We start from the raw sequence: 22,775 nt of genomic DNA, 5'->3' as shown, positions 1-22,775 counted from the left end.
GATCGATCGTCGCCGGTCGGGGCGGTTTTGATTACGGCGGCTGTCGAAGACGGGCCATGGTCACGGATTCCATCGCCGGAACCGTCCACGCACACGGAGCGGTCGTGCCTGTCCTCGGGCTCGGCACGGCACGGATGACCGGCGAAGACTGTCAGCGCGCCGTCGAAACCGCACTGTCGATAGGCTATCGCCATCTCGATACCGCGCAGATGTACGACAACGAAGCGGCGGTCGGCCGTGCCATCGCCGAGAGCGACGTCGACCGCGACGACGCGTTCGTCGTGACGAAAGTCCACCCTCGCAACGCGGCCCCGGCCGCCGTCCGGGAGACGACGCAGGCGAGCCTCGAGCGACTCGAACTCGAAACGGTGGACCTCCTGTTGTTGCACGGGCCGAGCGACGAGGCGCCGCTCGAGGCGACGATCGAGGCGATGAACGACCTCCAGCACGACGGACTGGTCGACCACATCGGGATCAGCAATTTCGGCGTCGACGGACTCGAGGATGCCATGGCGTACTCGGAGACGCCGATCGTCACGAATCAGGTGAAGTACCACCCGTACCAGCAGCCACGGGACCTCTTCCGGTACTGCGTCGAGAACGAGATTCTTCTGACGGCGTACAGTCCGCTCGCGGTGGGTGGCGTCATCGGTGACGATCGGCTGGCAGCGATCGGCGACCCGTACGACAAGACGCCCGCGCAGGTGGCCCTGCGGTGGCTCGTCCAGCAACCGTTCGTGGCGGCCATTCCGAAGGCCGCGCGTCGGAGCCACATCGAGGCGAACGCGGACATTTTCGATTTCGAACTCTCGGCGGAGGAGATGCGCGCGATATTCGAACTCGACGGAGCGGTATCTGACGAGATGGCCCCGCTATGGGGACGGGACTGAGGAGCGCGTAGAGGGGCGGGAATCGAGGGGCGCGTAGAGGGGTGGGGTTCGAGGGGCGCGTAGAGAGGCGGGAATCGAGGGGCGCGTAGAGAGGGGTGATCGGGTGCCAGGGAGGAGGACGGTTGATTTGCAGTGTGTTCAGGGAGATCGCAGGGCGCAGGATTTCGCCAGCGGTGAGAACTGTGGGCCGATTCCGACGGCGTTCCGGTCTCGAGCACGACCGAATTCCGGCGAAAAATCACAACAGTAACACGGGCGCCGCGAGGAAGAGACACCGATGCACTTCGATCACGCGGGAATGGCGACGAACGATGCGGAGGAGTGTGCGGAACTGTTCGGCGACCTTTTCGGCCTCGAGGTCGCACACGAAGAGGAATTCGACGACATGTACATCGTCTTTCTCGACTGCGGGAGCGGCGGCTACTTCGAACTGCTCGAACCGCTCACCGACGACGGGACGATCGCCAGCTACGTCGAGGCGAACGGCTCGGGCATCCATCACCTGGCGCTCGCGACCGACGACATCGAGGCAGCCCTCGAGACGGCGCGCGATCACGACGTGCGGTTGATCGACGAGGAGCCGCGCCCGGGTGCGTGGGGTCACACGGTCGCTTTCCTCCATCCCGGGGACACCAGCGGGTTCCTGATGGAGCTCGTCGAGCACTGAGTTCCCGACCGAGCGGTCACTCCGACTCCGCCGACCGATATTCCGCCGACCGAACCAGTCGAGTCGAGTCGTGCGTTTCGTGGTACACGTCGACGCGGCCGGGGTAGCGCCCGTCGAGATCGATTCGAGCCCCGTAATCGACGATGCCGATGCAGGCGATACACCCGCCGCCCGACTGCTCACCGCGGTCGATGGCTACCGTGAGGGCGTCGTGACGGTCGTCGTAGGCAGTCGTGGCGAGCGACGGTTCGTAACACGGCGTCGGCGTCGTGATCCGGCCGGTTACGGTCACGGTTTCGTTCGCGAATTCGACCGTGGCACCGTCGACGTCGCCCCGGGTCGCACAGCCCCGCTCGAGGCGTTCGATCGACGTTTCTCCGATCCGCGGCTCGGGACACGCGATCGATCGCGACGTCGTCCGTGTCTGGATGCCGGTTTCACGGAGACCGACGGTCGTGCGAGACGCAGAACAATCGACGGGGTGGCGGTCGATTCCGACGGTCGCCCTCGACTCCCCACCGCTCGGAGTGGTCGCTGTGACGGTAACGGTGTATGATCCGGGTTCGACGACGAGTACGCGAAGCGTTCTCGTCGTCGGAATATCGAGGTCGCGTTCGAAGCGGACGTCGCCGCCGTCGGCGGTAATTTCGACTGAGACCGGCAACGCCGAACCGCTCTCGTTCCGGAGCGCGAGTTCGTGGGGCGGATGCGCGTCCGAAAACGCGACGTCGTCGGGGTCGCCGATCACGACCGTCCCCCTGGAATCGGATTCGAGACCGCTCGCGTCAGTCCGGTCACCCGAGTCTCCCGGGGTGGCCGAACTCGCGACCCTCGAATCGCCCGTATCGCGCGCCCCGCGGCGTTCGAACGTCGAACCTGCGCAGCCGGTTCCGACTCCACACAGTGCGCTCGCCGAAACGGCGAGTACGTCGCGCCGGTGCATACGCGGTTCGACAACGATGAGGCATATACTCCTTGGCTCGCGGCGTCACGTTCGATCACGAAAGTAGCGGGTTCGATCGCGGCAACGGCGAAGATGCGAGTTTCCGAACGAAAAGCTGCGCGGGGGGCCGTTAGCCGAAGTTCTCGATCTGAGCGTCGTCGGGGTCACCGCCGGCGTCGTCGATGGCCTCGGCGACGGCCGTGACGAAGTCGTCGAAGCCGAACGCGTAGAGCTGACCCGCCTCTCGGTGGGCCGCAACTGCGGCTGCCAGGTCCTCGTCCGCACCGTCGTCGACGAAGACGACCGTTGCGCCGGCCCGCTCGAGCGCCTCGAGACGATCGAGGTGAGCCGGATCAGCAGCCTGATAGATGACGACTGCGTCGTGTGACGCATCCTGTGCGGCTTCCGCGATCGCGACCGCCGCGCCGACGCCGGGCCCGCCTGCGACCGCGACGACGTCGCTCGTTCCGTCGTACGTGATCCGGCCGAACGGTCCTTCCACGTGGATGGTATCGCCGCCTTCGCGGTCGGCGAGCCACGGTGAGAGATCCCCGTCGGGGTCGATTCCGACCGTGAGTTCGAAGGTGTCGTCCACGGTCGGTGACGAGAGCGTGTAGTGACGAGCGACTTCCTCGTCGTCGGGCGCCGCTCGGAGTAACACGAACTGGCCCGGCAGGGCGTCGAACCCGTCGGGCGTCTCGAGTTCGATCGCGATGGTGTCGGAACCGACGTCGGTGACTGATGTGACGGTGACTGGGGTGCCCTTCATGTCGAATCCGTTTGGCGGCCGGTTGAAAAGACATTCCGTTCCGTCCACGACTGTACACGATCTGGTCTCGTCGTGAAATCGACGGGGTGGATCGACGCGTACAATCCCGACGTGCGGGTTCGAATGCAGACTCGTTTGGACGGGGATCCCTTTTTTCACCTCTGGAACCGTCAGCTCGAAATTTGTAACGATTAATTAGCACCCTCCGCTCCTGGCAAACGTATCACCCACCGTTGCGGTTGTCCGGTTGGGGTTTCAGAAGCCTTTTCATTTATGGGGGGCAAGGCTCAGGATAACATGGCTGAGGATCTCAACTGGGCGATCGGGGGCGAGGCCGGCGACGGTATCGACTCGACCGGAAAAATCTTCGCTCAGGCACTTTCCCGGGCCGGACGGCACGTGTTCACGTCGAAGGACTTCGCGTCGCGAATCCGCGGCGGCTACACTGCCTACAAGATTCGAACATCGGTCGACCAGGTGCAGAGCGTGGTCGATCGACTCGACATTCTGGTCGCACTCACCCAGCGGACGATCGACGAGAATCTCGACGAGCTTCACGACGGAAGCGCCATCATCTACGACGGCGAACGCTCGTGGGAAGCCGAAATACCGGAGGAGATGACGGCCGTCGACGTTCCGCTGAAGTCGCTGGCCGAAGACGCCGGCGGCGCGATCATGCGCAACATCGTCGCACTCGGTGCCGCGTGTGAGATTACCGGCTTCGACGTCGAATATCTCGACGAAGCGCTCGAAAAGCGCTTCGGCGGAAAGGGGTCGAAGATCGTCGAGAACAACAAGGAAGCTGCACGGCTCGGTCAGGAGTACGTTCAGGAAAACTACGACCTGGACCACCTCGGCTACGACGTCGAGACGACCGACAACGATTACGTCCTCCTCAACGGCAACGAAGCGATCGGCATGGGCGCGATCGCGGCCGGGTGCCGATTCTATGCCGGATATCCCATCACACCCGCGACGTCCATAATGGAGTATCTGACGGGGCGTATCGAAGACTACGGCGGTCACGTGGTTCAGGCCGAGGACGAGTTATCGGCGATCAACATGGCGCTGGGTGCCGCACGCTCCGGTGCCCGAGCGATGACCGCGACGTCGGGAGCCGGGATCGACCTCATGACCGAAACCTTCGGGTTGGTCGCAACCAGCGAGACGCCGCTTGTCATCACCGACGTCCAGCGTTCGGGCCCCTCGACGGGGATGCCGACGAAGCAGGAACAGGGTGACCTCAACATGGCGCTGTACGGCGGCCACGGCGAAGTGCCGCGGTTCGTCGTCGCCCCCACGTCGATCACCGAGTGTTTCTGGAAGACCATCGAAGCGTTCAACTACGCCGAGAAGTACCAGACACCGGTCTTTCTGGTTTCCGACCTGGCGATGTCGGTCACCGAACAGACGTTCCCACCGGAGGCGTTCGACATGGACGACGTCGAGATCGACCGCGGCAAACTCGTCGGCGAGGACGACGTCGACGAGTGGCTCGACGAACAAGGTCGATTCCGCGCACACGCCGTCACCGACGACGGGATCAGCCCGCGAGCGATCCCCGGCACGACCGACGGCGCGCACATGTCGACCGGCCTCGAGCACGACGAACTCGGGCGCCGAACCGAAGAAGAAGACGAGCGCGTCCAGCAGGTCGACAAGCGCAACCGGAAAGTCGAAACGGCCCGGAACGAAGAGGACTGGGAGTACCGCGAGTTCGGCGATCCGGACGCCGACAACCTCGTGATCTCCTGGGGGTCGAACGAAGGGGCGCTCGTCGAAGCGCTCGAGTACCTCGAGGACGACGGCATCGACGTGCGCGTCATCTCGGTTCCGTACCTCTTCCCGCGGCCGGACTTGAGCGAGGAAATCGACGCCGCGGACGAGACGATCGTCGTCGAGTGTAACGCGAACGGACAGTTCGCCGACGTGATCGAACACGACGTACTTACCCGCGTGAAACGCATCAACAAGTATACCGGCGTTCGCTTCAAAGCGGACGAACTCGCGGACGCGATTACCAGTAAACTCTCCGAGGAGGTGCCAGCATAATGAGCTCCGACGTACGCTTTACCGACTTCAAATCCGACAAGCAGCCGACGTGGTGTCCCGGATGCGGCGACTTCGGGACGATGAACGGCATGATGAAAGCACTCGCGAACACCGGCAACGACCCGGACAATACGTTCGTCGTGGCCGGAATCGGCTGTTCCGGCAAGATCGGGACCTACATGCACAGCTACGCCCTCCACGGGGTCCACGGCCGTGCGCTCCCGGTCGGGACCGGCGTCAAGATGGCCCGTCCCGACCTCGAGGTGATGGTCGCTGGCGGCGACGGTGACGGCTACTCGATCGGTGCCGGTCACTTCGTCCACGCGGTGCGCCGTAACGTCGACATGTCCTACGTGGTCATGGACAACCGAATCTACGGCCTGACGAAGGGGCAGGCCTCGCCGACCTCGCGGTCGGACTTCGAAACGTCGACGACGCCAGAAGGACCGAAGCAACCGCCGGTCAATCCGCTCGCGCTCGCACTGGCTTCGGGTGCGTCGTTCATCGCCCAGTCGTTCGCATCGGACGCGTTGCGTCACGAAGAGATCGTCCAGGAAGCGATCGAACACGACGGGTTCGGCTTCGTCAACGTCTTCAGTCCCTGCGTCACGTTCAACGACGTCGACACCTACGACTACTTCCGCGACAGTCTCGTCGACCTCCAGGAAGAAGACCACGATCCGAACGATTACGAAGCCGCGAAGAAGGTCATCCTCGACAGCGAGAAGGAATATCAGGGCGTCATGTATCAGGACGAAAACTCGGTGCCGTATCACGAACAACACGGCGTCACCGAGGACATGTCCGACATTCCGGACGGTGCCCCCGACGGTGCGATGGACCTCGTCCGCGAATTCTACTAGTTCTCCCGTTCGGTCGGCCGGTTATTTCGTTTCGTCGCGGTGCGGTATCGAGGCGAGACTGCGACGGTGTGTCGGTTCGGGCCCGTAACGGCTCGGAGCGGTTCGAAAAACGGCGGTTCGGAAAATGGCGGTTCGAAAAACGGGAGTCGCGCTCAACCGGAGACCGGATGCTCGGCCGATTCCACCAGTACCTCCACGTTAGCCGACTCTTCGGTGAGCATCTTCGGGAGGAGGCCGAGGAGCACGAGCATGTCCCCCTCGTGACTGAAGGTCGTTACGTTGATCTCGATTTCGATCGTCTCTCCTTCGAGTTCGGATTCCCCGATGAAGGTATCGACCGTGCGAGCGTCGCCGAGAACCTCGAGTTCGAACGACTCCTCGTGTGTGACGTTCCTGATCGCTCCCTGGTCGGTCTGGACCTGGTCCATGAACCGCTCGAGTAATTCCTTGTTCGACATCTCGTCGAGGGGGTTGAGGGAGCGGCCGGCGACTTCCATTCCGGGAATCGAGACGGCAGCGAAGGCGGCCCCCTCGCGTTCTTGGCCCATGTACTCGACGCTCTTCGTGTAGACTGAGCGCCAGAACGACGCTTCGAAATCCCGTTCGACACCGGCGACCCCACCCGATCGCTCGATGACGTCCTCTGTGACGGATTGCTCCGCGTATCCGGTTTCCGTAATCGCCTGGTCGGTCGGTGCGACGCGGTCCGAGTGAAACTTCAGCGACTCGTTGCCGAGAACGAACCCGAGACACCCCGCCGTCAGGGTTATCGTTCCGGCCGCTCCCCCCGCGAGCAGCGATCGACGAGACAGAGTCATAGTGGTGAGGTTCGTTACGACCCACATATTCGTTGTGGCCGATTTTCCTCCGCAGTCAAGACCGTCCGTTCCTCGTGACGATTCGCCGGCTGACCCAGCGGCGAACACATCAAGAGTTATCGGGGTCGGCACCAGCGGTATAGCCATGACTGGGTTTGCAGATCGAGTCGAAGACGTGTCGATCAGCGGCATTCGAAAGGTCTTCGAAGCCGCGGGCGAAGACGCGATCAATCTCGGGCTCGGACAGCCCGATTTCCCGACGCCGGACCACGCGCGCCGCGGCGCCATCGAGGCGATCGAATCCGGGATGGCCGACGCCTACACGTCGAACAAGGGCACGCTCCAGTTGCGCGAGGCGATCGCCGAGAAGTACGACCGGGATTACGGCTACGATCTCGACCCGGCGGACATCATCGCGACGTCGGGCGGAAGCGGGGCCTTGCACCTCGCGCTCGAGGCCCACGTCAATCCGGGAGCGGAAGTGATCGTTCCGGATCCGGGCTTCGTCTCGTACGATGCGCTGACTCGCATCGCCGACGGTACGCCAAGGCCGGTCCCGCTTCGCGAGGACCTGACGCTCGACCCGGCAACGGTCGAGGAGGCGATCACGGACGATACGGCGGCGTTCGTCGTCAACAGTCCGGCGAACCCGACGGGGGCCGTCCAGAGCGAGAGCGATATGCGCGAGTTCGCCCGCATCGCCGACGAACACGACGTCCTCTGTCTCTCCGACGAGGTCTACGAGCACATCCTCTTCGAGGGCGAACACCACTCGCCGTTCGACTTCGCCGAGACGGACAACGTGGTCGTTATCAGCGCCTGTTCGAAGACCTACTCGATGACCGGCTGGCGCATCGGCTGGGTCGTCGCCTCCAACCGCCGAATCGAGCGCATGCTCCGCGTCCAGCAGTACGGTCAGGCCTGTGCTTCCGCGCCCGCCCAGTACGCCGCCGAAGCCGCGCTGACGGGGCCACAGGAGACGGTGCAGGAGATGGTCGACACGTTCGAACGACGCAGGGATCTCGTCCTCGACGGCCTCACGGATGCCGGTCTCGAGGTGCCGACCCCGGAAGGGGCCTTCTACGCGATGCCGAAAGTGCCCGACGGGTGGTGTGACGAGGTGCTCGACCGGGGCGTAATCGTCGTCCCGGGCGACGCGTTCGGCGCGAACGGCGAGGGGTACGCGCGACTCTCGTATGCGACCGGAACGGAGGAGTTGAAACAGGCTCTCGAGATCATCGACGAGGCGACGCGGGCGGTTCGGTAACGCTCGTCCATCGGTTTCCGGCCGGGGCCCGATTTTCCCTCGCGGGCGGAAAACACGGCGAACGGATGGACCGGAACGGTGTGGTCCCAATCGCTAAGTCCACGGTCGTTGAAGCCAGTATATGGTTACACTGGGTACGATATTTGAGTTACTCGAGGACAAACGACGACGGTACCTGTTGTACCACCTCTACGAGCAGGAGGGGCCGGTCGGTGTCGACGAACTCGTCGAGAAGATCGAAGAGTGGGAGGACGACCCGGGACGGGTCGGTCCGGACGACCGGTTCGAGAGAATCGCGGTCGATTTGAAACACACCCACCTTCCGAAGTCAGCCGACGTCGAATTCGTCCAGTACAATCCCGACGAGGGGGTCGTACAAATCCAGGGGACACCTCCAAAATTCGACATACTCGTGACGATCGCGCGATTGATCGAGGAGCCGGACGAGTGACATCGAAACCGGTGTCCGTATCGTATCGTTTTCGACGTGCGCTACTCAGTGGATTCGAGTAACTACCACCCGGATAACACCCGAAATATTCGTTCGACACTCTTCCTATCGTTCGATTCTCGTCGATCTACCGACGGTCCTTCCCCTGGCTGGGGGCGAACTCCTCGACGACCGTCTCGCAAAAGGCGTCGCGAACGTCGGGATTTCGGCTCGTTACCAGACCGACGTCCGTGGCTCCGGCATCGTCGGCCGCGTCTCTCGGCCCGGCGAATTCGATTTCCTCGGTACCGTCCGGCGCGAGAAAGATGCCGACGGTCGTCTCCTCGAGTGGCGGGGTTTCGAGTTCGCTCACGATATCGGACAGGGCCGGCGTGCGGAGAACGATGCTCCGTGCCCGTGCGACGGCGGTCGAGACCGATGCGAACGGCGCGGCGGTTCGAGGCGACCCGGTATCTGCTGCGATGGGCTACACTCTTTTGCCGTCCGGTCGCGTGGTTACTATCGTCATGCGAGCCCTGCGCCTTCACGAACACGGTGATGCGGACGTGCTCCAGGTCGACGAAATCGACCGGCCGGAACCCGGCGAGACCGAACTGCTAGTCGAAATCGCCGCTGCGGGCGTCAATCCAGTGGACACCTATTTTCGGGACGGGTCGTACACGCCGGTCGACGTTCCGTTTTCGCCCGGGGTCGACTTCGCGGGCGTCGTCAGCGAGACCGGCGCGGCCGTCGAGGCGTTCGACGAGGGTGACCGTGTGTTCGGCACCGGGATCGGCAACGGAAGCTTCCAGGGCTCCGCTGCAGAGTACGCGACGGTCCCGACCGATCGCGTGGTCCACCTTCCCGACGGCGTCGACGTGACCGAGGCGGGCGCCGCAGGCGTCGCCGCCGTCACGGCCTGGCGCGCGCTCATCGACCACGCCGAACTCCGACCGGCCGAATACTGCCTGATCCACGGCGGCTCCGGCGGCGTCGGCCACGCGGCCGTCCAGATCGCGGCCGCCGTCAGCGCACGGGTGATCACCACCGCAGCCGATGCGTACCACGACGCCCTGGAAACCTACGGGACCGAAACGGTGCTCGACTATAGCCGCGACGATCTGGGAGACGCCGTTCTCGAGGCATCCGACGGCGGCGTCGACGTCGTGCTGGATCACCGACTCGACGAGTACCTGCAGTTCGATGCGGAGGTCGCCGCGGCGAACGCCCGCGTCGTCGGCATCGGCGAGAACGAACCCGACCCCGGCTTTACGAACGACGGCCCGGCCCGGTCGAAAGACGTCTCCTACCAGTTTATGAGCATGTTCAACACGCCGGATCTTCGCGTTCCGCTGCGCGGAGTCGCACACCTGATGCAAACCGAGGCCCTCTCGATCGCTATCGACCGGGCGTACGACCTCGAGGAGGCCGCCGACGCGCACCGTGCCGTCACGACGGATAGTTTCTTCGGGAAAGTGGTTCTCGAACCGTAGCGTTCGGTTGCTCGGCGTTCGCGGCGACGGAACGTGCTGCCGGTGACCTAGCCGCGCTGTGGCGACCGGGAAACGGCCTCGTATCGAGAGAGGAGCGTCCGGCCGCGATCGGTCATCGCAACCGTCTTCGTCGCGGCGTCGTATTCGACCGCGTCTGCTGAGGCCAGTTTCGGCACGTGAGTGTGGTGTAACGAAATCTGGATGGCGCGGCGATTTCGCGCGGAAACCGCCCCGTGGTCCGAAATCACGTTCGGTTCGGCGGGTATCTCCTCCGCGGCGATCTCCGCGGCTAACTCCTGGATGGTGGCCGAACCACCGGTCGAATCGAGAGACAGTAAGACCGCACGTCGTCGTCGATTTGCGAGGAGATCCACCGCCGAATCGGTGTCGTCGTGGCGCGTGTCACCGAGTGCGGTGAGGCTGCCTGGCGAACGGACGAGTGGAATCATGTCCCCGTTAGGGCCCGACCAGTATTTAACGGAACTGTGAGTCCGATCGGAACACTCGCTCTCGGTGTCGTATTGCGACGGCGTACCCGGTGCGGTCACGTCGGCCCGGGCGATTCCGATACCGTGACGGACCGAGCGCGGCCGTTAGACGAGGTCGGCGACCGCTTCCATCGTCGTTCGCTTGTCGTCTTCGGACATGCCGTTGACGAAGCCGACTCGAACGGCATCGACGCCGTCGATCTCGCCGTAAGACGTGAGCCACTCGCGGACCTCGTCCGGGGTACCTGCGGGAGCGAGGTCGTCGAGAACCTCGTCGGGCAACGCCGCGGCCATCGCGTCCGTGTCGCGGTCATCCCAGGCCGCACGGATGTCTTCGACGACGTCCTCGTGTCCCTGTTTCGCGACCGAATTCCCGTAGTAGGGGCCGTAGGCACCCAGCATGAACGCGATCGTGCTACGGGCCTTCCGGCGCGCTTCTTCGCGGTCTTCGCCCGCGATTACCCGGACGATCGGGGCCACGCGGAGGTCCGAGAGATCCTTGTCGGCGAGGTTTGCGCCGCGTTCGAGGTCCTCGAGTCGGTCCCTGAGGCCGTCGGCGGTGAACATCTGTGGTGTCCAGCCGTCGCCGAAGCGACCGGCCATCTCGGTGGCTTTCGGACCGAGCGTGCCGACGTCGATCGGCGGCGGGTTCTCGGTCGGTCCCCGTTCGTAGCCGAGGCCCGGAATCTCGAAGATATCGCCTTCGTAGGCAGGGTTCCCTTCCTCGTAGACTGCGCGCATGATCTCGATCACCTCTCGAGTCCGGCGCAGCGGACGGTCGAAATCCATCCCGTGCCACCGTTCCGTAATCGCCGGCGAACTCGGTCCGATTCCGAAGCGGTACCGGCCGTCAGCGGTGTCCTGTAACGTGAGCGCGGTCTGAGCGAGCATCGCCGGCGTTCGACCGTACGGCGAGACGACGTCGGTCGAGATGCCGAGTTCGTCGGTGCGGTCAGCGGCCAGCGTCAGCGGCGGAACGATGTTCCACCCGGTCGTTTCGCCGACCGTAATCCGGTCGAAGCCCAGTTCTTCCGCCTGAACGGCGCGGTCACCGACTTCCTGTGGGCGATCGTAGTCACCGAGACGAATCAGCAAGTCCAGTTCGGCGTTCACAGTTCATCCCTCCGCACAGGCACACGAGTTGGGTATCGCGGTTGCATCACCATGCACCGGGGTACGCAATCACATAAAACGGAACGATTCTCGTCCATCTCGACTCCTCGACAAGGTCCCGAATTTCGGTTCCCCGGAGGGTCACGAATCGCGGTTCACGCGGGTCTCGCGCATCCCGATTCACCACGCGGTCGCGGGACGACCGCGAGTCTCGTGGCGGTATCGCGTCGCCGCGTACGACCGACCGGTGGCGCTCTCGCGCGTTGAACCGGTGGGAAACGTTGATACGGGTCGTGCCCAACGTGGCCGTATGACATACGACTGTGGGTTCCTCGAGGAACTCTCACTTTCGGACGACCAGTACTCGTTCGCTCGCGAGCGGCGGGAATCGCACGCGACCGACTTCGGGACGGAACGGAACGACGGCGGTGGAAATCTTCCGGACGCCGTCGTCTGGCCGGAACGGACCGACGACGTGTCGGCCGTGCTCGCCGCTGCGACCGACCGCGGCGTCCCCGTGACGCCGTACGCCGCTGGAACCGGACTCGAGGGGAACGCCGTTCCGGCCCACGGCGGGATCAGCCTCGATTTGACGCGAATGGACGGCGTCGTCGACTACCGACCCGACGACTTTCAGATCGACGTCGGCCCGGGAATCATCGGCACGGCCGTCGACGAGTACGTCGCCGGCGACGGGTTGTTCTTTCCACCGCTTCCGTCGTCGGGCGACATTTCGACGATCGGAGGCATGATCGCGACGGATGCGAGCGGCATGAAGACCGTCCGCTACGGCGAGATCGCGGACTGGGTCCTCGGCCTCGAGGCCGTTCTGGCCGACGGAACCGTCATCGAGACCGGTTCGCGGGCGATCAAGACCTCGAGCGGGTACAACCTGACTGATCTCGTCGTCGGCAGCGAGGGGACCCTCGCGGTCGTTACCGAGGCGACGCTCTCGCTCGCGGGTCGGCCCGAGCAGATTCGCGGGGGGCGGGCGATCTTCGAGACGCTCGACGACGCCGCAGCGGCCGTCTTCGATACGATCAGGACCGAGGTCGACGTCGCCCGAATCGAACTCGTCGACGGCCTGAGCGCGACCATGGCGAACGACTACCTCGGCAGCGACCTCCCCGACGCGCCGATGGTCTTTCTCGAGTTCCACGCCAACCACGGTATCGAGGCGGAGATCGAACTCTGTCGGACGATCTTCGACGATCACGACGTCGCCCGCTTCGAGATGGCCGACGACGACGCGGAGATGGAAGACCTCTGGCGGGCCCGACGAGAACTGGCATACGCCGTCTCGAACTACGACCCGGACCTCGAGTCCCTCCACCCCGGGGACGTGACGGTGCCGATAAGTGCCTATCCCGACCTCGTCCACGAGATCAAACGGCTGGCCGACGAGGCCGACCTGCTCGTTCCCTGTTTCGGCCACGCCGGTGACGGCAATCTCCACTACGGCGTTCTCGTAGATCCAGACGACGCCGAGCAACGCGAGCGCGGTGAGCGCCTCTATCGGGCCGTCGTCGAACTGGCGCTCGAGCGTGGCGGGACCGCGACCGGCGAACACGGTATCGGCCAGGGGAAACGGGCGTCCCTCGAGCCGGAACACGGTGCTGGGGCGGTCGAGACGATGCGGACGATCAAGCGAGCGCTCGATCCGACCGATACGCTCAATCCGGGCAAGATGTTCCCGGAGACGGCCGACGGAGAACGCGTTCGGGAGCCGGACTGCTGACCTCGGCCGCCGTGTGGCGTCTCCGTTTCGCTGTATCCGTCCCTCCGATTTCTATCGGCTCGGCGGACAGTATCCCGACGGTCGATCGGCCGGTGTTCCGACGACTGGTCGGCCGGTGTTCTGAGGGCCAGTCGGCCGGTATACCGACGGCCGGTCGGCCGGCGTTCTGACGGACGGTCGGCCTGTATTCTACCGGATGGAGGACGGGGAACGACTCGGTAGTTCGCCGTCTGCGGGGTGGCGAATTCGATGTTCGACTTCGCCAGGTCGTTCGACTGGGATCGTCTCCCGACTGGCAGCAAGATTTATATCAATTTCGACGAATGACGGGTCGTAATGCATCGGCGGGAGCTTCTCACGTGGTCGTGTGCCGCCGCGTCCACCGTCGCCGTTTCCGGCGTCGGCTCGGCCGAGTCCCGGTCCGGTGATCTCACGATCGAAGTCGTCCGCCACGGCTCGGTCCGGCCGTCCGATCAGGCGCTTCACGTCGTCCTCGAGGGCGTCGAGTTGTTCGCCGAGACGTGGACGGATGCGACGCCGGGGTCGGCGACCGTCTGAACGGTCACGGAGACGGTCGCCGACTTCGAAATTTCTTCCTCGTACGGTGCGACGCTCGATGCGGTCGAAGACGACGACGGCCTTCGGCCCGGTCGAACGCCCGAAACGGTGACGCTCTTCGTTATCCGGGACGGGACGGCGACGGCGGGTGCAATGCGTGCGTACGCGGGTAACGACGGCCGTGCGTTCGCTAAACCGGGTGCTTACGGATACGTCAACACCGAACTCGTGGGGCTGTTCGGCTGGCCCGTGGGGATGCCACAGGGGCTCGTCCGAAACTTCGCAGCCCACGAGTGCGGCCACGCGGTGCTCGGGTGGGCCGATTTCCCGTACTATCCGGCCGACGCGACCGAGCGCGACCCGTCCCCGGGACTGCGCGCCCACAGCTGTGGCGCACAGGACCACCCGGCTGCCCGCGGCTGGTTCGCTCGTCACGGAATCACGCCGATGGCGACGGGCTACTCGGCCCGAGAAAGCCGGAACACGCCGCGGGACCACAAATTCGCGACCGAAACGGGGGCTCTGGACGTCTACGCCGACCCCGTCGACGAATCGTGGTCCTACTTTACCATGGAGTACGTCCCGGCGTTCTCCCGGACCGCTCGAGCGGCGATGAGAGAACATTACCGACAGTTCGTTTCGTGAGACGCGATTCCGGGTTCGCCAGGTCGGTACGGGTTCGCGAGACGCGCCCCGCGGTCTGTGATCCCGGGTAATCGGCGACGGTGTGGGTGAACGCGGACGCGACGGATCGATCACGGTCGCGAGACGCAGTATTTATTGTCGGACCGCGAATCTGTCGGAGATAGTCACCGTCCAGTCGGAACCCGGTCGGTTCGCAGCCGGTCGAGCACTACATCATGATACGCAGGCTTCACGTCGACGTCCGGTCCAGTTGCAGCTTTCTCGGCACGGTGCTGAAGTATCTCTCGCTGACGCTCCTGTTTCCCACAGCGATTGCGCTGTACTACCGGGAGAGCCCGGTGCCGTTTCTCGTCGCGCTGGCCGTCACTGTCGGGGTCGGGATCGTCCTCGAGCGCCTCGAGACGGACCCGAGTCTCGGCCACCGTGACGCGTTTCTGCTGGTCGCGCTGACGTGGTTCGTCGTCCCACTCGTCGGAACGATCCCGTACCTCGTCGCGAACACCGGCACGATAGCGGACCCCGTCAACGCGTTTTTCGAGAGCATGAGCGGGTTTACGACGACGGGCGCGACGGTCATGGGCAGTATCTCCGTCGAGACCCACTCGCGGTCGATCATGATGTGGCGCCAGCTCACACAGTGGCTCGGGGGAATGGGAATTCTCGTCCTCATGGTCGCGATTCTCTCGGAGCTCTCGGTGGGCGGGACACAGATCATCCGAGAGGAAGCGCCGGGGATCGAGGTCGAAAAGCTGACCCCGCGGATCAGAGAGACCGCGCGGGCGCTGTGGCTGATTTACGCCTGGTTCACGCTCGCGGCCGTCGTGGTCTACTACGGGCTCCACCTGGCGGGGGTGGCGCCGAACATGAGCCTGTACAACGCCGCCGCACACGCGCTCACGTCGCTACCGACCGGCGGGTTTTCGCCGGAAGCGCGCAGCGTCGAGGCGTTCTCTCCGGTCGTTCAGTGGGCGGTCATGCTCTTTATGATCGTCGCCGGAACGAACTTCGCGCTGTACTGGTACGCCTGGCGCGGTCAGCCGTCTCGGTTGACGAAAAACGCCGAATTCCGCTCCTACATCCTCGCGATGGGCGTCGTCGGCGCCTCGATCTCTGCGCTGTTGTTTCTCGGCGTCGGACTCGCCGTGGTTCCCGACGGTATCGCGACGATTCCGGGGAGCATAGAGCGCTCGCTCCGTCACGGCCTCTTTCAGGTCATCGCAATCGTGACGACGACCGGATACGCGAGTATGGACTTCAACGCGTGGAGCGACTCGACGCAGGTAATTCTCCTGTTCGCGATGTTCCTCGGTGGCTCCGCGGGCTCTGCGGCCGGCTCGATCAAGATCGTTCGCTGGTACGTGATCCAGAAGTCGATCCGACGCGAACTCTTCAGGCTCGTCCATCCGCAGGCGATCCGCCCGGTCCGAATGGGTGGCACCGGCGACGTCGTCGACGAAGAAACGATTCTCGGCATCTTCGTCTTCTTCGGACTCTTTCTGACGCTGTTCGTGGTTTCGACCGTCGTCCTCCTCGTCGACGCTCATCGAACCCCCGGCCTCTCGTTGTCCGCGCTCGAGGCGATAAGCGCCGTCATCGCGACGCTCGGCAACGTCGGACCGGGAGTCGGCGTCGTCGGGCCGATGAACAGCTACGAATCCTTCTCTAACGCGGCGAAGCTGTACATGATCTTCCTCATGTGGATCGGCCGACTCGAGATCCTCTCCGTTCTGGTCATCCTGACGCCGGCGTACTGGCGATCGTAGGTGCACGCGGAGATCGCCGCTCACAGAGCTACTCGCGCTCGCGTGCGAACGAAGCCGGTCGGTCGTCGGTGGCGTCCGGGACGGAGCCGTCGTCTTCGGTGTCGGTAATCTCGAACCGCGCACCCCCGTCCGCCCCCTCCCTCGCCGTCACGGACCAGCCGTGGCCGTCGCAGATCTCCGCGACGATCGACAGTCCGAGACCCGTGCCGCGATCGCTGGTCGTGTACCCCGACTCGAAGATCCGATCCGGATCGGCCTCGAATCCGCCGCCAGAGTCCGCGACGTAGAACCCGTCCGCGAGCCCGCCGACCGTAACGACGAGGTCCGTTTTCTCGTCGGACTCGCCGGTCGGCTGCGAGGAAGGCGACCGCGGTCCGTGGTCCACGGAATTTCGAAAGAGGTTCTCGAGTAGCTGCCGGAGCTGTGTCCGGTCGGCGTCGATCGTCCGGTCGTCGACGACGGACAGCGTCGATCCGGCGGTTTCGACCGTCGACCAGGCCTCCCTGGCAACGTCGCCGAGTGCGACGGGTTCGAGATGCAGCGCGTCCTGGCCCTGCCGTGTGAGCGCCAGCACGTCTTCGATCAGTTGTTCCATCCGTTCGTGCGATTCGGCGATGGCCCGGACGTATTCCGGGTCGTACTCCTCCTCGAGCAACTCGAGGTATCCCTTCGAAACCGACAGCGGATTCCGGAGGTCGTGACTGACGACGCCCGCGAACTCGTCGAGTTTGCGGTTCTTGCGCTCGAGTTCGCGCTCCCGACTGACGCGTTGGGTTACGTCGTGAACGACGATCGTCCACCCGACCGGCTGGCCGCGACCGTCGTCGATCGGGGACAGCAAGAGGTCGTAGAAGCGCCGGTCGGTGCCGTCACCGAGCGTGAACTGCGTGACGGGGTCGTCGATATCGGTCGCTGTGCCGTCGTCGTCCCGGTGGGTCGACGCCTCGATGACCGCGTCCACGGCGATCGGGAGGACGGCGTCGATCGGTTCGCCGACGAGGTTTTCGCGATCTCGCCCGAACAGCACCTCCGCAACCGGATTGCTGTCGACGATCCGTCGATTGCTATCGATTACGAGCACGCCGTCCTCGAGGTTCGAAACGACTTCGCTGCGGGCGATGGGGGCGATCTCGAGGAGTCGGTAGCGGTAGAGGCCGAACGTGATCGCGAGACCGGTCACGGTAAACCCAATCGGCGTCGTGCCGATGATCTCGAGCGACGACGCCGCCAGTACGGCCGTCGCCCACGGAACGGCAATCGCGACGAGAACGGCGAGGCCTTGCCAGCGGTAGTAGCGATTGCTCCGCACGATCATCTCGAAGACGGCCACCGAGGTAATCGTCAGACAGAGGGTCGCGTACGCCAGGTGAGCGAACAGGCCGATCGTCGGATCCGCAGTCACGACGGTCGCGGACGGCGTCCATAACGCGCCGAACGACACCGTTTCCGTGACCGGCGGTCCCCACAGGAGGTTCGTTTGTCCGTTGACGAGCAAGAATCCGATCACGATGAGGGGCTCGATCGCGAACAATCCGAGTCGCCGACGGGTGATCCACCGATCCCTGCCCGTAAACTCGAGCGCGAAGACGAGAAAGAGCGTCGGGATGACGGCGGCGGCCACCCACTGAACGTTGGCCATGTACACTTTCCAGATGAACGCCGTGAATTCTATCTCGAGGATGTGAGCGCAGAGCCAGCACGCGACGCTGGCCATGAGCGCTGTGAGCGGGACCGAACCGGCGGCAGGCCGCATCCGCCACGCCGCACCGGTAGTGCCGACTGCGACGACGAGCGAGAGTAACAAAACGAGACTGTACGGGTCGATCACCCAGGCCATCCGTGAACGGATATATCTGCACGAACGAGACGCAAGTGTTTACCGGCCGATGATCAATCAATTAGTTGATAACACTCCGAGCGAGTCAGTCGTGGACCAGTACGTCGAGCACGTCGGGGCCATCGCGAGCGATCGCGTCCTCGAGTGCGCCCTCGATTTCCTCGGGCGATTCGACGAGTTGGGCGCGCGAACCGTGACTCTCGGCGTTTTTCACGAGGTCGACCGACGGCTCGAAGTCCATGCCGACGAAGTCGTAGTCGTCTTCCTCGCCACCCATGAGGTGAAGCGTGTTGTTCTTGAGGATCCGATAGTTTCGGTTGTCCGAGATCACGACCGTCAGGTCGAGATCGTAGCGGGCCGCGCTGTAGATCGAATGCGGGTAGTACTGGTACGACCCGTCGCCGATAAATCCGATCACGTCCCGGGGCTCATCGCGTTGGCCTTCGGCGATGGCGGCGCCGACCGAGGCCGGAAGCCCGTAACCGAGGCCGCCACCCTTGTTGGAGATATACTGCTCCGGGCCGAACTCCCAGCGGGTGAGCATGGCGTACTTCGAGGTGACGCCCTCGTCCACGATCGCTGCGTCACCTGCGACGCGCTCCATCGCGTCGACCAACTGGGCTTTCGATGCGCCCGGTTCGTCCCCGTTCCCTTCTCCGTAGCCGGCCATCTTCGACTCGACCATTTCTTTCGTCGCCGCGACGTCCTCGAGTCGGTCCGAGACCCTGTCGCTCGAGAGACGGTCACGCACGCGCTCGGTGAGGTCCCGGAGGACGAGACCGGGATCGCCGATCACGGCCGCGTCAGCGGGCTGGTTCTTGCCGAGTTGCCAGGCATCGTCGCTCAGGTGGATACACGTCGTGTCGGACCCGACCAGTTCTTCCTCGTGGCGCGTCAACGTGGTGTTCGTCGAACAGCCGGCGAAGAGGAGCGTGTCGGTGTCCATCAGCGCCGCCGTGAGCGATTCGCTGGTCGGAAGATAGGACACCCACTGCTCGTGGCCCGTCGGGAAATCGACCTCCGAAGAGAGGATCTCGCCGTGGACGCGGGCGCCCGCCGCCTCCGCGAGGTCGACCGCTGCGGTGACGGCGTCGACGCCCGAGCGAGCGATGTGATCGCCGACGACCATCACCGGATTTTCGGCCTCGACGAGCAGGTCTGCGGCGCGCTCGAGTTGCGTCGGATCGCCGTTTCCGGCGCTGGGAATCGCGCCGAGCCGTTCGGGTTCGGCGTCGGTTTCGGCCATCGTCACGTCGAGTGGCAGACCGAGGAAGACGGGGCCGGTCGGCGGCGTCAATGCGACGCGGAACGCCCGGCGGAGCATCGACGGCAGGGCGGACACGTCCAGTACCTCGTCGGACCACTTGCAGAACTCGCGGGCCATGTTGGCGAGTCGACCGGACAGGATCGGCTCCTCGTGGCGAAAGTCTGTGCTGTGGTTCCCGGCCGTCACGACGACGGGTGCGCCGGTCTTTTTGGCCGCGTACAGGTTGCCGAGTCCGTGGGCCAACCCGGGGGCGATATGGAGGTTCGCCACACCGACGGGGGTGATTGCGTCGTCGTGGTGGGAGTGGTATCGACGTCGCTGAGCGTAGCCCGCGGCCATGCCGACCGCGATGTCCTCGTGGAGCGCGAGCCTGTACTCGAGGTCGCTCCGGCTGATCGCGTCCATGATCGGCAGTTCCGTGGTCCCCGGGTTCCCGAAAACGTAGTCGACGCCGTAGGATTCGAGCGCGTCGGTAAAGAGGTCCGCGCCAGTGTACCGTTTAGACATGCCCCCACGTGATACGTCATTTCACATCAAACTGTGTGTTTCGGCACGCCGATTCCAGCGTCTGCGGACCCGACCCGGGTATTATGCATCAGTTCGTTGTCGCTCCCGTATGGCACTCGTGAGGGACGGGACCGGAATCGGTGGCACGGCTCGAGCGCTCTGGTCGCAGGTGCATCCCGTCTTCATGACGCCGCCGTTGGCAGCATCACTGTTCGGTGCGATTCTCGCCGGATCTATCGATCCGGTACTCGCGGCGGGTCACGTCCTCGCCATGTTCGCGGCGGTTTATACGGCCCACGTCAAGGACGGCTACGTCGATTTCCACGTCCGAGGCGAAGACGAGGATCACCCGCTGACCGTGACGGGATGTCACGTCGCGCTCGGACTGTCGACTGTGACGTTCGCGCTGTGCTGTCTCGCTCTCGGCGTCCTCGTCGATGCGACCGCGGTCGTGCTGGTCGTTCCCACGTGGCTGATCGCGTACCATCACGCTCCACAGCTGGATACGAACCCCGTAACCGCGACGACCGGCTACCCGCTCGGGATCGCACTCGCCGTCGTCGGTGGGTTCTACGTGCAGGCGGCGACGCTCACCGTCGTTCCGCTCGCGTTCGCCCTGATCTTTCTGATCCTCCTCTCCGGTGTCAAGGTGATCGACGACGCCCAGGACTACGTGTACGATCGCTCGATCGAGAAACGAACCGTCGCGGTGGTAGTCGGCCCCGGTCGGGCGTACTCTGTCGCGTACGGCCTGATGACCCTCGCGTTGGTCGCCGTCGTCGGGTTCGCTGTCGCTCGTATCTTTCCCGCGACGGCGATCCTCGCGGCGCTCGCCTTCGCCGTCGTCGCGCTCGTCGCGCGGCGTGCCGACCCCGAACTCGCGACCATGTTGCTCATCCGGGGCTCGTACGTGTTCCTCGCCGTCCTCGTGACCGCCGTCCGATTCGACCCGATCGGCGACCTCGTGTGAGCCGACGTCGCGGTGGTCGTCACCGACGCATCGATACGCCCTCTCAGGTGCGGTCCTGGAACACTACATCGTCCGTCGGTGACCACAGTGCGGACAGTACATGTGACCGTTTTTGATGAGCATGTAGCTCTCGTCGCAGTGACTGCACGGAGATCCCACCGAAACCCCCGCTTCGCGTCCGAGTGCTTCGACCGTGTTTTGAAGCTTGCAGTGGCGCCGCTCGATCACCTCGAGACGCTCGTTGAGCGCGGCCAGTTGTGCCGACATCGCGCGTTCTCGTTTCGTCTTGGGGAACCGGATTTGGCGTGGCATCGTATGAAGTATACACTGCCACCGGCGAAAAGCGCATCTCTATCCGACAATCGGCCGGAGAGTGCGCAAGAACGTCCAGTTTACGTCCGACCGGGATGGACGATGTGGGGTCACGACATCGCCGGGCGCTCTCTGAAGTCGGGCCCTCGTCACGACGCCGTCGACACGATCTGTATCACGTCGCCCTCCTCGAGTTCGTAGTCATCGCTGACTTCGCGATTCGTCTTCGCGTTCACCGCGTGGAGGTAGCCGTCCCCGATGTCCGAGTGGACGGTGTACGCCAGGTCGACCGGTGTCGATCCCCGGGGCAGCAGGAAGGCGTCGGGCAGGACGTTCCCGCTCCCGTCGGACCATTTCGAGGCGTCCTCGACCGGATAGGCGGTGACGTGGTCGAGCAGGTCGTAGACCGCGTAATCGAGCGCCGCCTGAACCCCGGTGCCGTCCCACTCGTCCATCGTCTCCGCGAGCCCCTCGAGCGCCTCCCGCTGAGCGTCAGTCACGTCGTCGCCGATCTCGATCGTCTCGTCGCCGGGGTCGTACGCGACGAGGTCGTTGTCGGCCGCCCGGCGGAGTGCGAGTTCACCCTCGGCCGTCGTGGGGATCACCGGCTTGTCGAGTTCGAGCAGGCGATCGACGTTCTCCGCCGGGGCGACGTCGATCTTGTTCGCCGCGACGACGATCGGCTTGGTCCGCCGGCGAACGTCTCGAGCGAGCGCCTCGCGGTGTGCGTCCTCCCACTGGATCGGATCCTCGGGGTAGTCCAGATCGCGAAGGACGGTCGCGATCTGCGTCGGCGAGGCACCGAAACCTGAGAGCATGTCCGCGAGGACGTCGTCGATGTCGAAGTCGGGCGAGCGGGATTTTCGCTCGACGGACTCCCAGTTGCGCTCGACGATACCGGCGAGCCAGAGATCCATCTCTTCTTCGACGAAGTCGATGTCGGCGAGCGGATCGTGCGATCCGACGTCGACGGGGTCGCCCGTTTCGGTGGTCCCGCCGGAGGCGTCGACCACGTTGACGATCACGTCCGCGTTCGTGAGTTCGTCCAGAAACTGATTGCCGAGTCCCTTCCCCTCGTGGGCCCCCGGAACGAGTCCCGCGACGTCGAGGAGTTCGATCGGGACGTAGCGCTTGCCGTCCTCGCAGTTGTCGGCGTTGCACCGCTCGTCGCGCTCGAGGCAGGGGCACTCGGTCCGGACGTAACTCACCCCGCGATTGGCGTCGATCGTGGTGAACGGATAGTTGGCGACGTCTACGTCCGCCATCGTCGCCGCCGTGTAGAAGGTGGACTTGCCGGCGTTTGGCTTCCCGGCAAGCGCGATCGAAAGCATGGCTCAGGGTAGCAGGGTCCGGGAAAACTACCTTTCGATTCCGCAACGCCGGAT

At 64.4% G+C, this 22,775-nt stretch carries 22 protein-coding genes; 12 read left to right on the top strand and 10 right to left on the bottom strand.

From position 1 onward, the window contains the following. Positions 1-56 precede the first annotated feature (56 nt). Both NJT13_RS04170 and mce read left to right on the top strand, forming a co-directional pair. Positions 57-890, top strand: a complete 834-nt coding sequence (locus NJT13_RS04170) for an aldo/keto reductase (protein WP_254524237.1) — start codon at positions 57-59, stop codon at positions 888-890. A 277-nt stretch (positions 891-1,167) separates the two neighbouring features. Next, a complete protein-coding gene (mce, locus tag NJT13_RS04165; protein WP_254524236.1) occupies positions 1,168-1,557 on the top strand; it encodes a methylmalonyl-CoA epimerase in 390 nt (129 codons plus the stop codon). Positions 1,558-1,573: 16 nt separating this feature from the next. Here the strand turns inward: mce and NJT13_RS04160 are convergent, their stop codons facing one another. Together NJT13_RS04160 and NJT13_RS04155 are read right to left on the bottom strand one after the other, a co-directional pair. Further along, the gene (locus NJT13_RS04160) at positions 1,574-2,500 is read right to left on the bottom strand and encodes a hypothetical protein (RefSeq protein ID WP_254524235.1); all 927 of its coding nucleotides are present in this window, start codon (positions 2,498-2,500) and stop codon (positions 1,574-1,576) included. Positions 2,501-2,630: 130 nt separating this feature from the next. Continuing rightward, positions 2,631-3,269, bottom strand: coding sequence for a ferredoxin--NADP reductase (locus NJT13_RS04155; protein WP_254524234.1), 639 nt, complete (start codon positions 3,267-3,269; stop codon positions 2,631-2,633). Between the two features lie 297 nt (positions 3,270-3,566). Here NJT13_RS04155 and NJT13_RS04150 point away from each other — a divergent pair, with 297 nt between their 5' ends. Beyond that, a complete protein-coding gene (locus tag NJT13_RS04150; RefSeq protein WP_254524233.1) occupies positions 3,567-5,321 on the top strand; it encodes a 2-oxoacid:acceptor oxidoreductase subunit alpha in 1,755 nt (584 codons plus the stop codon). Further along, positions 5,321-6,184: a 2-oxoacid:ferredoxin oxidoreductase subunit beta gene (locus tag NJT13_RS04145; RefSeq protein WP_254524232.1), complete on the top strand. Its 864-nt coding sequence runs from the start codon at positions 5,321-5,323 to the stop codon at positions 6,182-6,184. The genes NJT13_RS04150 and NJT13_RS04145 overlap by 1 nt, the downstream gene beginning before the upstream one ends. 152 nt (positions 6,185-6,336) lie before the next feature. Here NJT13_RS04145 and NJT13_RS04140 read toward each other — a convergent pair whose 3' ends face one another. After that, on the bottom strand, positions 6,337-7,002 hold the full coding sequence (locus tag NJT13_RS04140) for a DUF6517 family protein (RefSeq protein ID WP_254524231.1): 666 nt from the start codon (positions 7,000-7,002) through the stop codon (positions 6,337-6,339). A gap of 145 nt (positions 7,003-7,147) precedes the next feature. Here NJT13_RS04140 and NJT13_RS04135 point away from each other — a divergent pair, with 145 nt between their 5' ends. Beyond that, complete coding sequence (locus tag NJT13_RS04135) at positions 7,148-8,269, top strand: pyridoxal phosphate-dependent aminotransferase (RefSeq protein ID WP_254524230.1); 1,122 nt, start codon at positions 7,148-7,150, stop codon at positions 8,267-8,269. A 121-nt stretch (positions 8,270-8,390) separates the two neighbouring features. Next, positions 8,391-8,720 carry a DUF7344 domain-containing protein gene (locus NJT13_RS04130; protein WP_254524229.1) on the top strand — a complete coding sequence of 110 codons (330 nt, stop codon included), beginning with the start codon at positions 8,391-8,393 and terminating at the stop codon, positions 8,718-8,720. A gap of 127 nt (positions 8,721-8,847) precedes the next feature. Here NJT13_RS04130 and NJT13_RS04125 read toward each other — a convergent pair whose 3' ends face one another. Beyond that, positions 8,848-9,072, bottom strand: a complete 225-nt coding sequence (locus NJT13_RS04125) for a hypothetical protein (protein ID WP_254524228.1) — start codon at positions 9,070-9,072, stop codon at positions 8,848-8,850. A 154-nt stretch (positions 9,073-9,226) separates the two neighbouring features. Here NJT13_RS04125 and NJT13_RS04120 point away from each other — a divergent pair, with 154 nt between their 5' ends. After that, a complete protein-coding gene (locus NJT13_RS04120; protein WP_254525383.1) occupies positions 9,227-10,192 on the top strand; it encodes an NADPH:quinone reductase in 966 nt (321 codons plus the stop codon). A 47-nt stretch (positions 10,193-10,239) separates the two neighbouring features. Here the strand turns inward: NJT13_RS04120 and NJT13_RS04115 are convergent, their stop codons facing one another. After that, the gene (locus NJT13_RS04115) at positions 10,240-10,641 is read right to left on the bottom strand and encodes a DUF7344 domain-containing protein (protein WP_254524227.1); all 402 of its coding nucleotides are present in this window, start codon (positions 10,639-10,641) and stop codon (positions 10,240-10,242) included. Between the two features lie 144 nt (positions 10,642-10,785). After that, entirely contained in the window at positions 10,786-11,793 is a 1,008-nt protein-coding gene (locus NJT13_RS04110) for a TIGR04024 family LLM class F420-dependent oxidoreductase (RefSeq protein WP_254524226.1), read from the bottom strand. 310 nt (positions 11,794-12,103) lie between these two features. Between NJT13_RS04110 and NJT13_RS04105 the strand changes: the two genes are divergently transcribed. From NJT13_RS04105 to NJT13_RS04090, 4 genes are all read left to right on the top strand, one after another. Then, on the top strand, positions 12,104-13,531 hold the full coding sequence (locus NJT13_RS04105) for an FAD-binding oxidoreductase (protein WP_254524225.1): 1,428 nt from the start codon (positions 12,104-12,106) through the stop codon (positions 13,529-13,531). A gap of 336 nt (positions 13,532-13,867) precedes the next feature. Continuing rightward, positions 13,868-14,089 (top strand): hypothetical protein, encoded by a 222-nt coding sequence (locus NJT13_RS04100; protein WP_254524224.1) that lies wholly within the window; start codon positions 13,868-13,870, stop codon positions 14,087-14,089. A 108-nt stretch (positions 14,090-14,197) separates the two neighbouring features. Further along, the gene (locus NJT13_RS04095) at positions 14,198-14,734 is read left to right on the top strand and encodes a hypothetical protein (RefSeq protein WP_254524223.1); all 537 of its coding nucleotides are present in this window, start codon (positions 14,198-14,200) and stop codon (positions 14,732-14,734) included. A gap of 215 nt (positions 14,735-14,949) precedes the next feature. Beyond that, positions 14,950-16,497, top strand: a complete 1,548-nt coding sequence (locus tag NJT13_RS04090) for a TrkH family potassium uptake protein (protein ID WP_254524222.1) — start codon at positions 14,950-14,952, stop codon at positions 16,495-16,497. Positions 16,498-16,525: 28 nt separating this feature from the next. On the opposite strand, the gene NJT13_RS04085 is transcribed toward NJT13_RS04090, so the two are convergent. Both NJT13_RS04085 and NJT13_RS04080 read right to left on the bottom strand, forming a co-directional pair. Beyond that, entirely contained in the window at positions 16,526-18,334 is a 1,809-nt protein-coding gene (locus NJT13_RS04085) for a histidine kinase N-terminal 7TM domain-containing protein (protein WP_254524221.1), read from the bottom strand. Between the two features lie 85 nt (positions 18,335-18,419). Then, positions 18,420-20,108, bottom strand: coding sequence for a thiamine pyrophosphate-binding protein (locus NJT13_RS04080; RefSeq protein WP_254524220.1), 1,689 nt, complete (start codon positions 20,106-20,108; stop codon positions 18,420-18,422). A 109-nt stretch (positions 20,109-20,217) separates the two neighbouring features. On the opposite strand from NJT13_RS04080, the gene NJT13_RS04075 reads away from it, so the two are divergent. Beyond that, the gene (locus tag NJT13_RS04075; RefSeq protein ID WP_254524219.1) at positions 20,218-21,078 is read left to right on the top strand and encodes a UbiA family prenyltransferase; all 861 of its coding nucleotides are present in this window, start codon (positions 20,218-20,220) and stop codon (positions 21,076-21,078) included. 63 nt (positions 21,079-21,141) lie between these two features. Here the strand turns inward: NJT13_RS04075 and NJT13_RS04070 are convergent, their stop codons facing one another. Both NJT13_RS04070 and NJT13_RS04065 read right to left on the bottom strand, forming a co-directional pair. Continuing rightward, positions 21,142-21,390, bottom strand: coding sequence for a hypothetical protein (locus NJT13_RS04070; protein ID WP_254524218.1), 249 nt, complete (start codon positions 21,388-21,390; stop codon positions 21,142-21,144). 149 nt (positions 21,391-21,539) lie between these two features. Further along, positions 21,540-22,721: a redox-regulated ATPase YchF gene (locus tag NJT13_RS04065; RefSeq protein WP_254524217.1), complete on the bottom strand. Its 1,182-nt coding sequence runs from the start codon at positions 22,719-22,721 to the stop codon at positions 21,540-21,542. Positions 22,722-22,775 lie beyond the last annotated feature (54 nt).

The sequence above is a fragment of the Natrinema caseinilyticum genome (assembly GCF_024227435.1).
GTDB classification, from domain to species: Archaea; Halobacteriota; Halobacteria; order Halobacteriales; family Natrialbaceae; genus Natrinema; species Natrinema caseinilyticum.
The sequence above is the reverse complement of the archived record's forward strand: the minus strand, read 5'-3'. Positions and strand labels throughout refer to the sequence as shown.

Coding starts and splice junctions, on each gene's coding strand:
- NJT13_RS04170 (WP_254524237.1), top strand. CDS start 57: ATGGTCACGGATTCCATCGCCGGAACCGTCCACGCACACGGAGCGGTC.
- mce (WP_254524236.1), top strand. CDS start 1,168: ATGCACTTCGATCACGCGGGAATGGCGACGAACGATGCGGAGGAGTGT.
- NJT13_RS04160 (WP_254524235.1), bottom strand. CDS start 2,500: ATGCACCGGCGCGACGTACTCGCCGTTTCGGCGAGCGCACTGTGTGGA.
- NJT13_RS04155 (WP_254524234.1), bottom strand. CDS start 3,269: ATGAAGGGCACCCCAGTCACCGTCACATCAGTCACCGACGTCGGTTCC.
- NJT13_RS04150 (WP_254524233.1), top strand. CDS start 3,567: ATGGCTGAGGATCTCAACTGGGCGATCGGGGGCGAGGCCGGCGACGGT.
- NJT13_RS04145 (WP_254524232.1), top strand. CDS start 5,321: ATGAGCTCCGACGTACGCTTTACCGACTTCAAATCCGACAAGCAGCCG.
- NJT13_RS04140 (WP_254524231.1), bottom strand. CDS start 7,002: ATGACTCTGTCTCGTCGATCGCTGCTCGCGGGGGGAGCGGCCGGAACG.
- NJT13_RS04135 (WP_254524230.1), top strand. CDS start 7,148: ATGACTGGGTTTGCAGATCGAGTCGAAGACGTGTCGATCAGCGGCATT.
- NJT13_RS04130 (WP_254524229.1), top strand. CDS start 8,391: ATGGTTACACTGGGTACGATATTTGAGTTACTCGAGGACAAACGACGA.
- NJT13_RS04120 (WP_254525383.1), top strand. CDS start 9,227: ATGCGAGCCCTGCGCCTTCACGAACACGGTGATGCGGACGTGCTCCAG.
- NJT13_RS04115 (WP_254524227.1), bottom strand. CDS start 10,641: ATGATTCCACTCGTCCGTTCGCCAGGCAGCCTCACCGCACTCGGTGAC.
- NJT13_RS04105 (WP_254524225.1), top strand. CDS start 12,104: ATGACATACGACTGTGGGTTCCTCGAGGAACTCTCACTTTCGGACGAC.
- NJT13_RS04100 (WP_254524224.1), top strand. CDS start 13,868: ATGCATCGGCGGGAGCTTCTCACGTGGTCGTGTGCCGCCGCGTCCACC.
- NJT13_RS04090 (WP_254524222.1), top strand. CDS start 14,950: ATGATACGCAGGCTTCACGTCGACGTCCGGTCCAGTTGCAGCTTTCTC.
- NJT13_RS04085 (WP_254524221.1), bottom strand. CDS start 18,334: ATGGCCTGGGTGATCGACCCGTACAGTCTCGTTTTGTTACTCTCGCTC.
- NJT13_RS04080 (WP_254524220.1), bottom strand. CDS start 20,108: ATGTCTAAACGGTACACTGGCGCGGACCTCTTTACCGACGCGCTCGAA.
- NJT13_RS04075 (WP_254524219.1), top strand. CDS start 20,218: ATGGCACTCGTGAGGGACGGGACCGGAATCGGTGGCACGGCTCGAGCG.
- NJT13_RS04070 (WP_254524218.1), bottom strand. CDS start 21,390: ATGCCACGCCAAATCCGGTTCCCCAAGACGAAACGAGAACGCGCGATG.
- NJT13_RS04065 (WP_254524217.1), bottom strand. CDS start 22,721: ATGCTTTCGATCGCGCTTGCCGGGAAGCCAAACGCCGGCAAGTCCACC.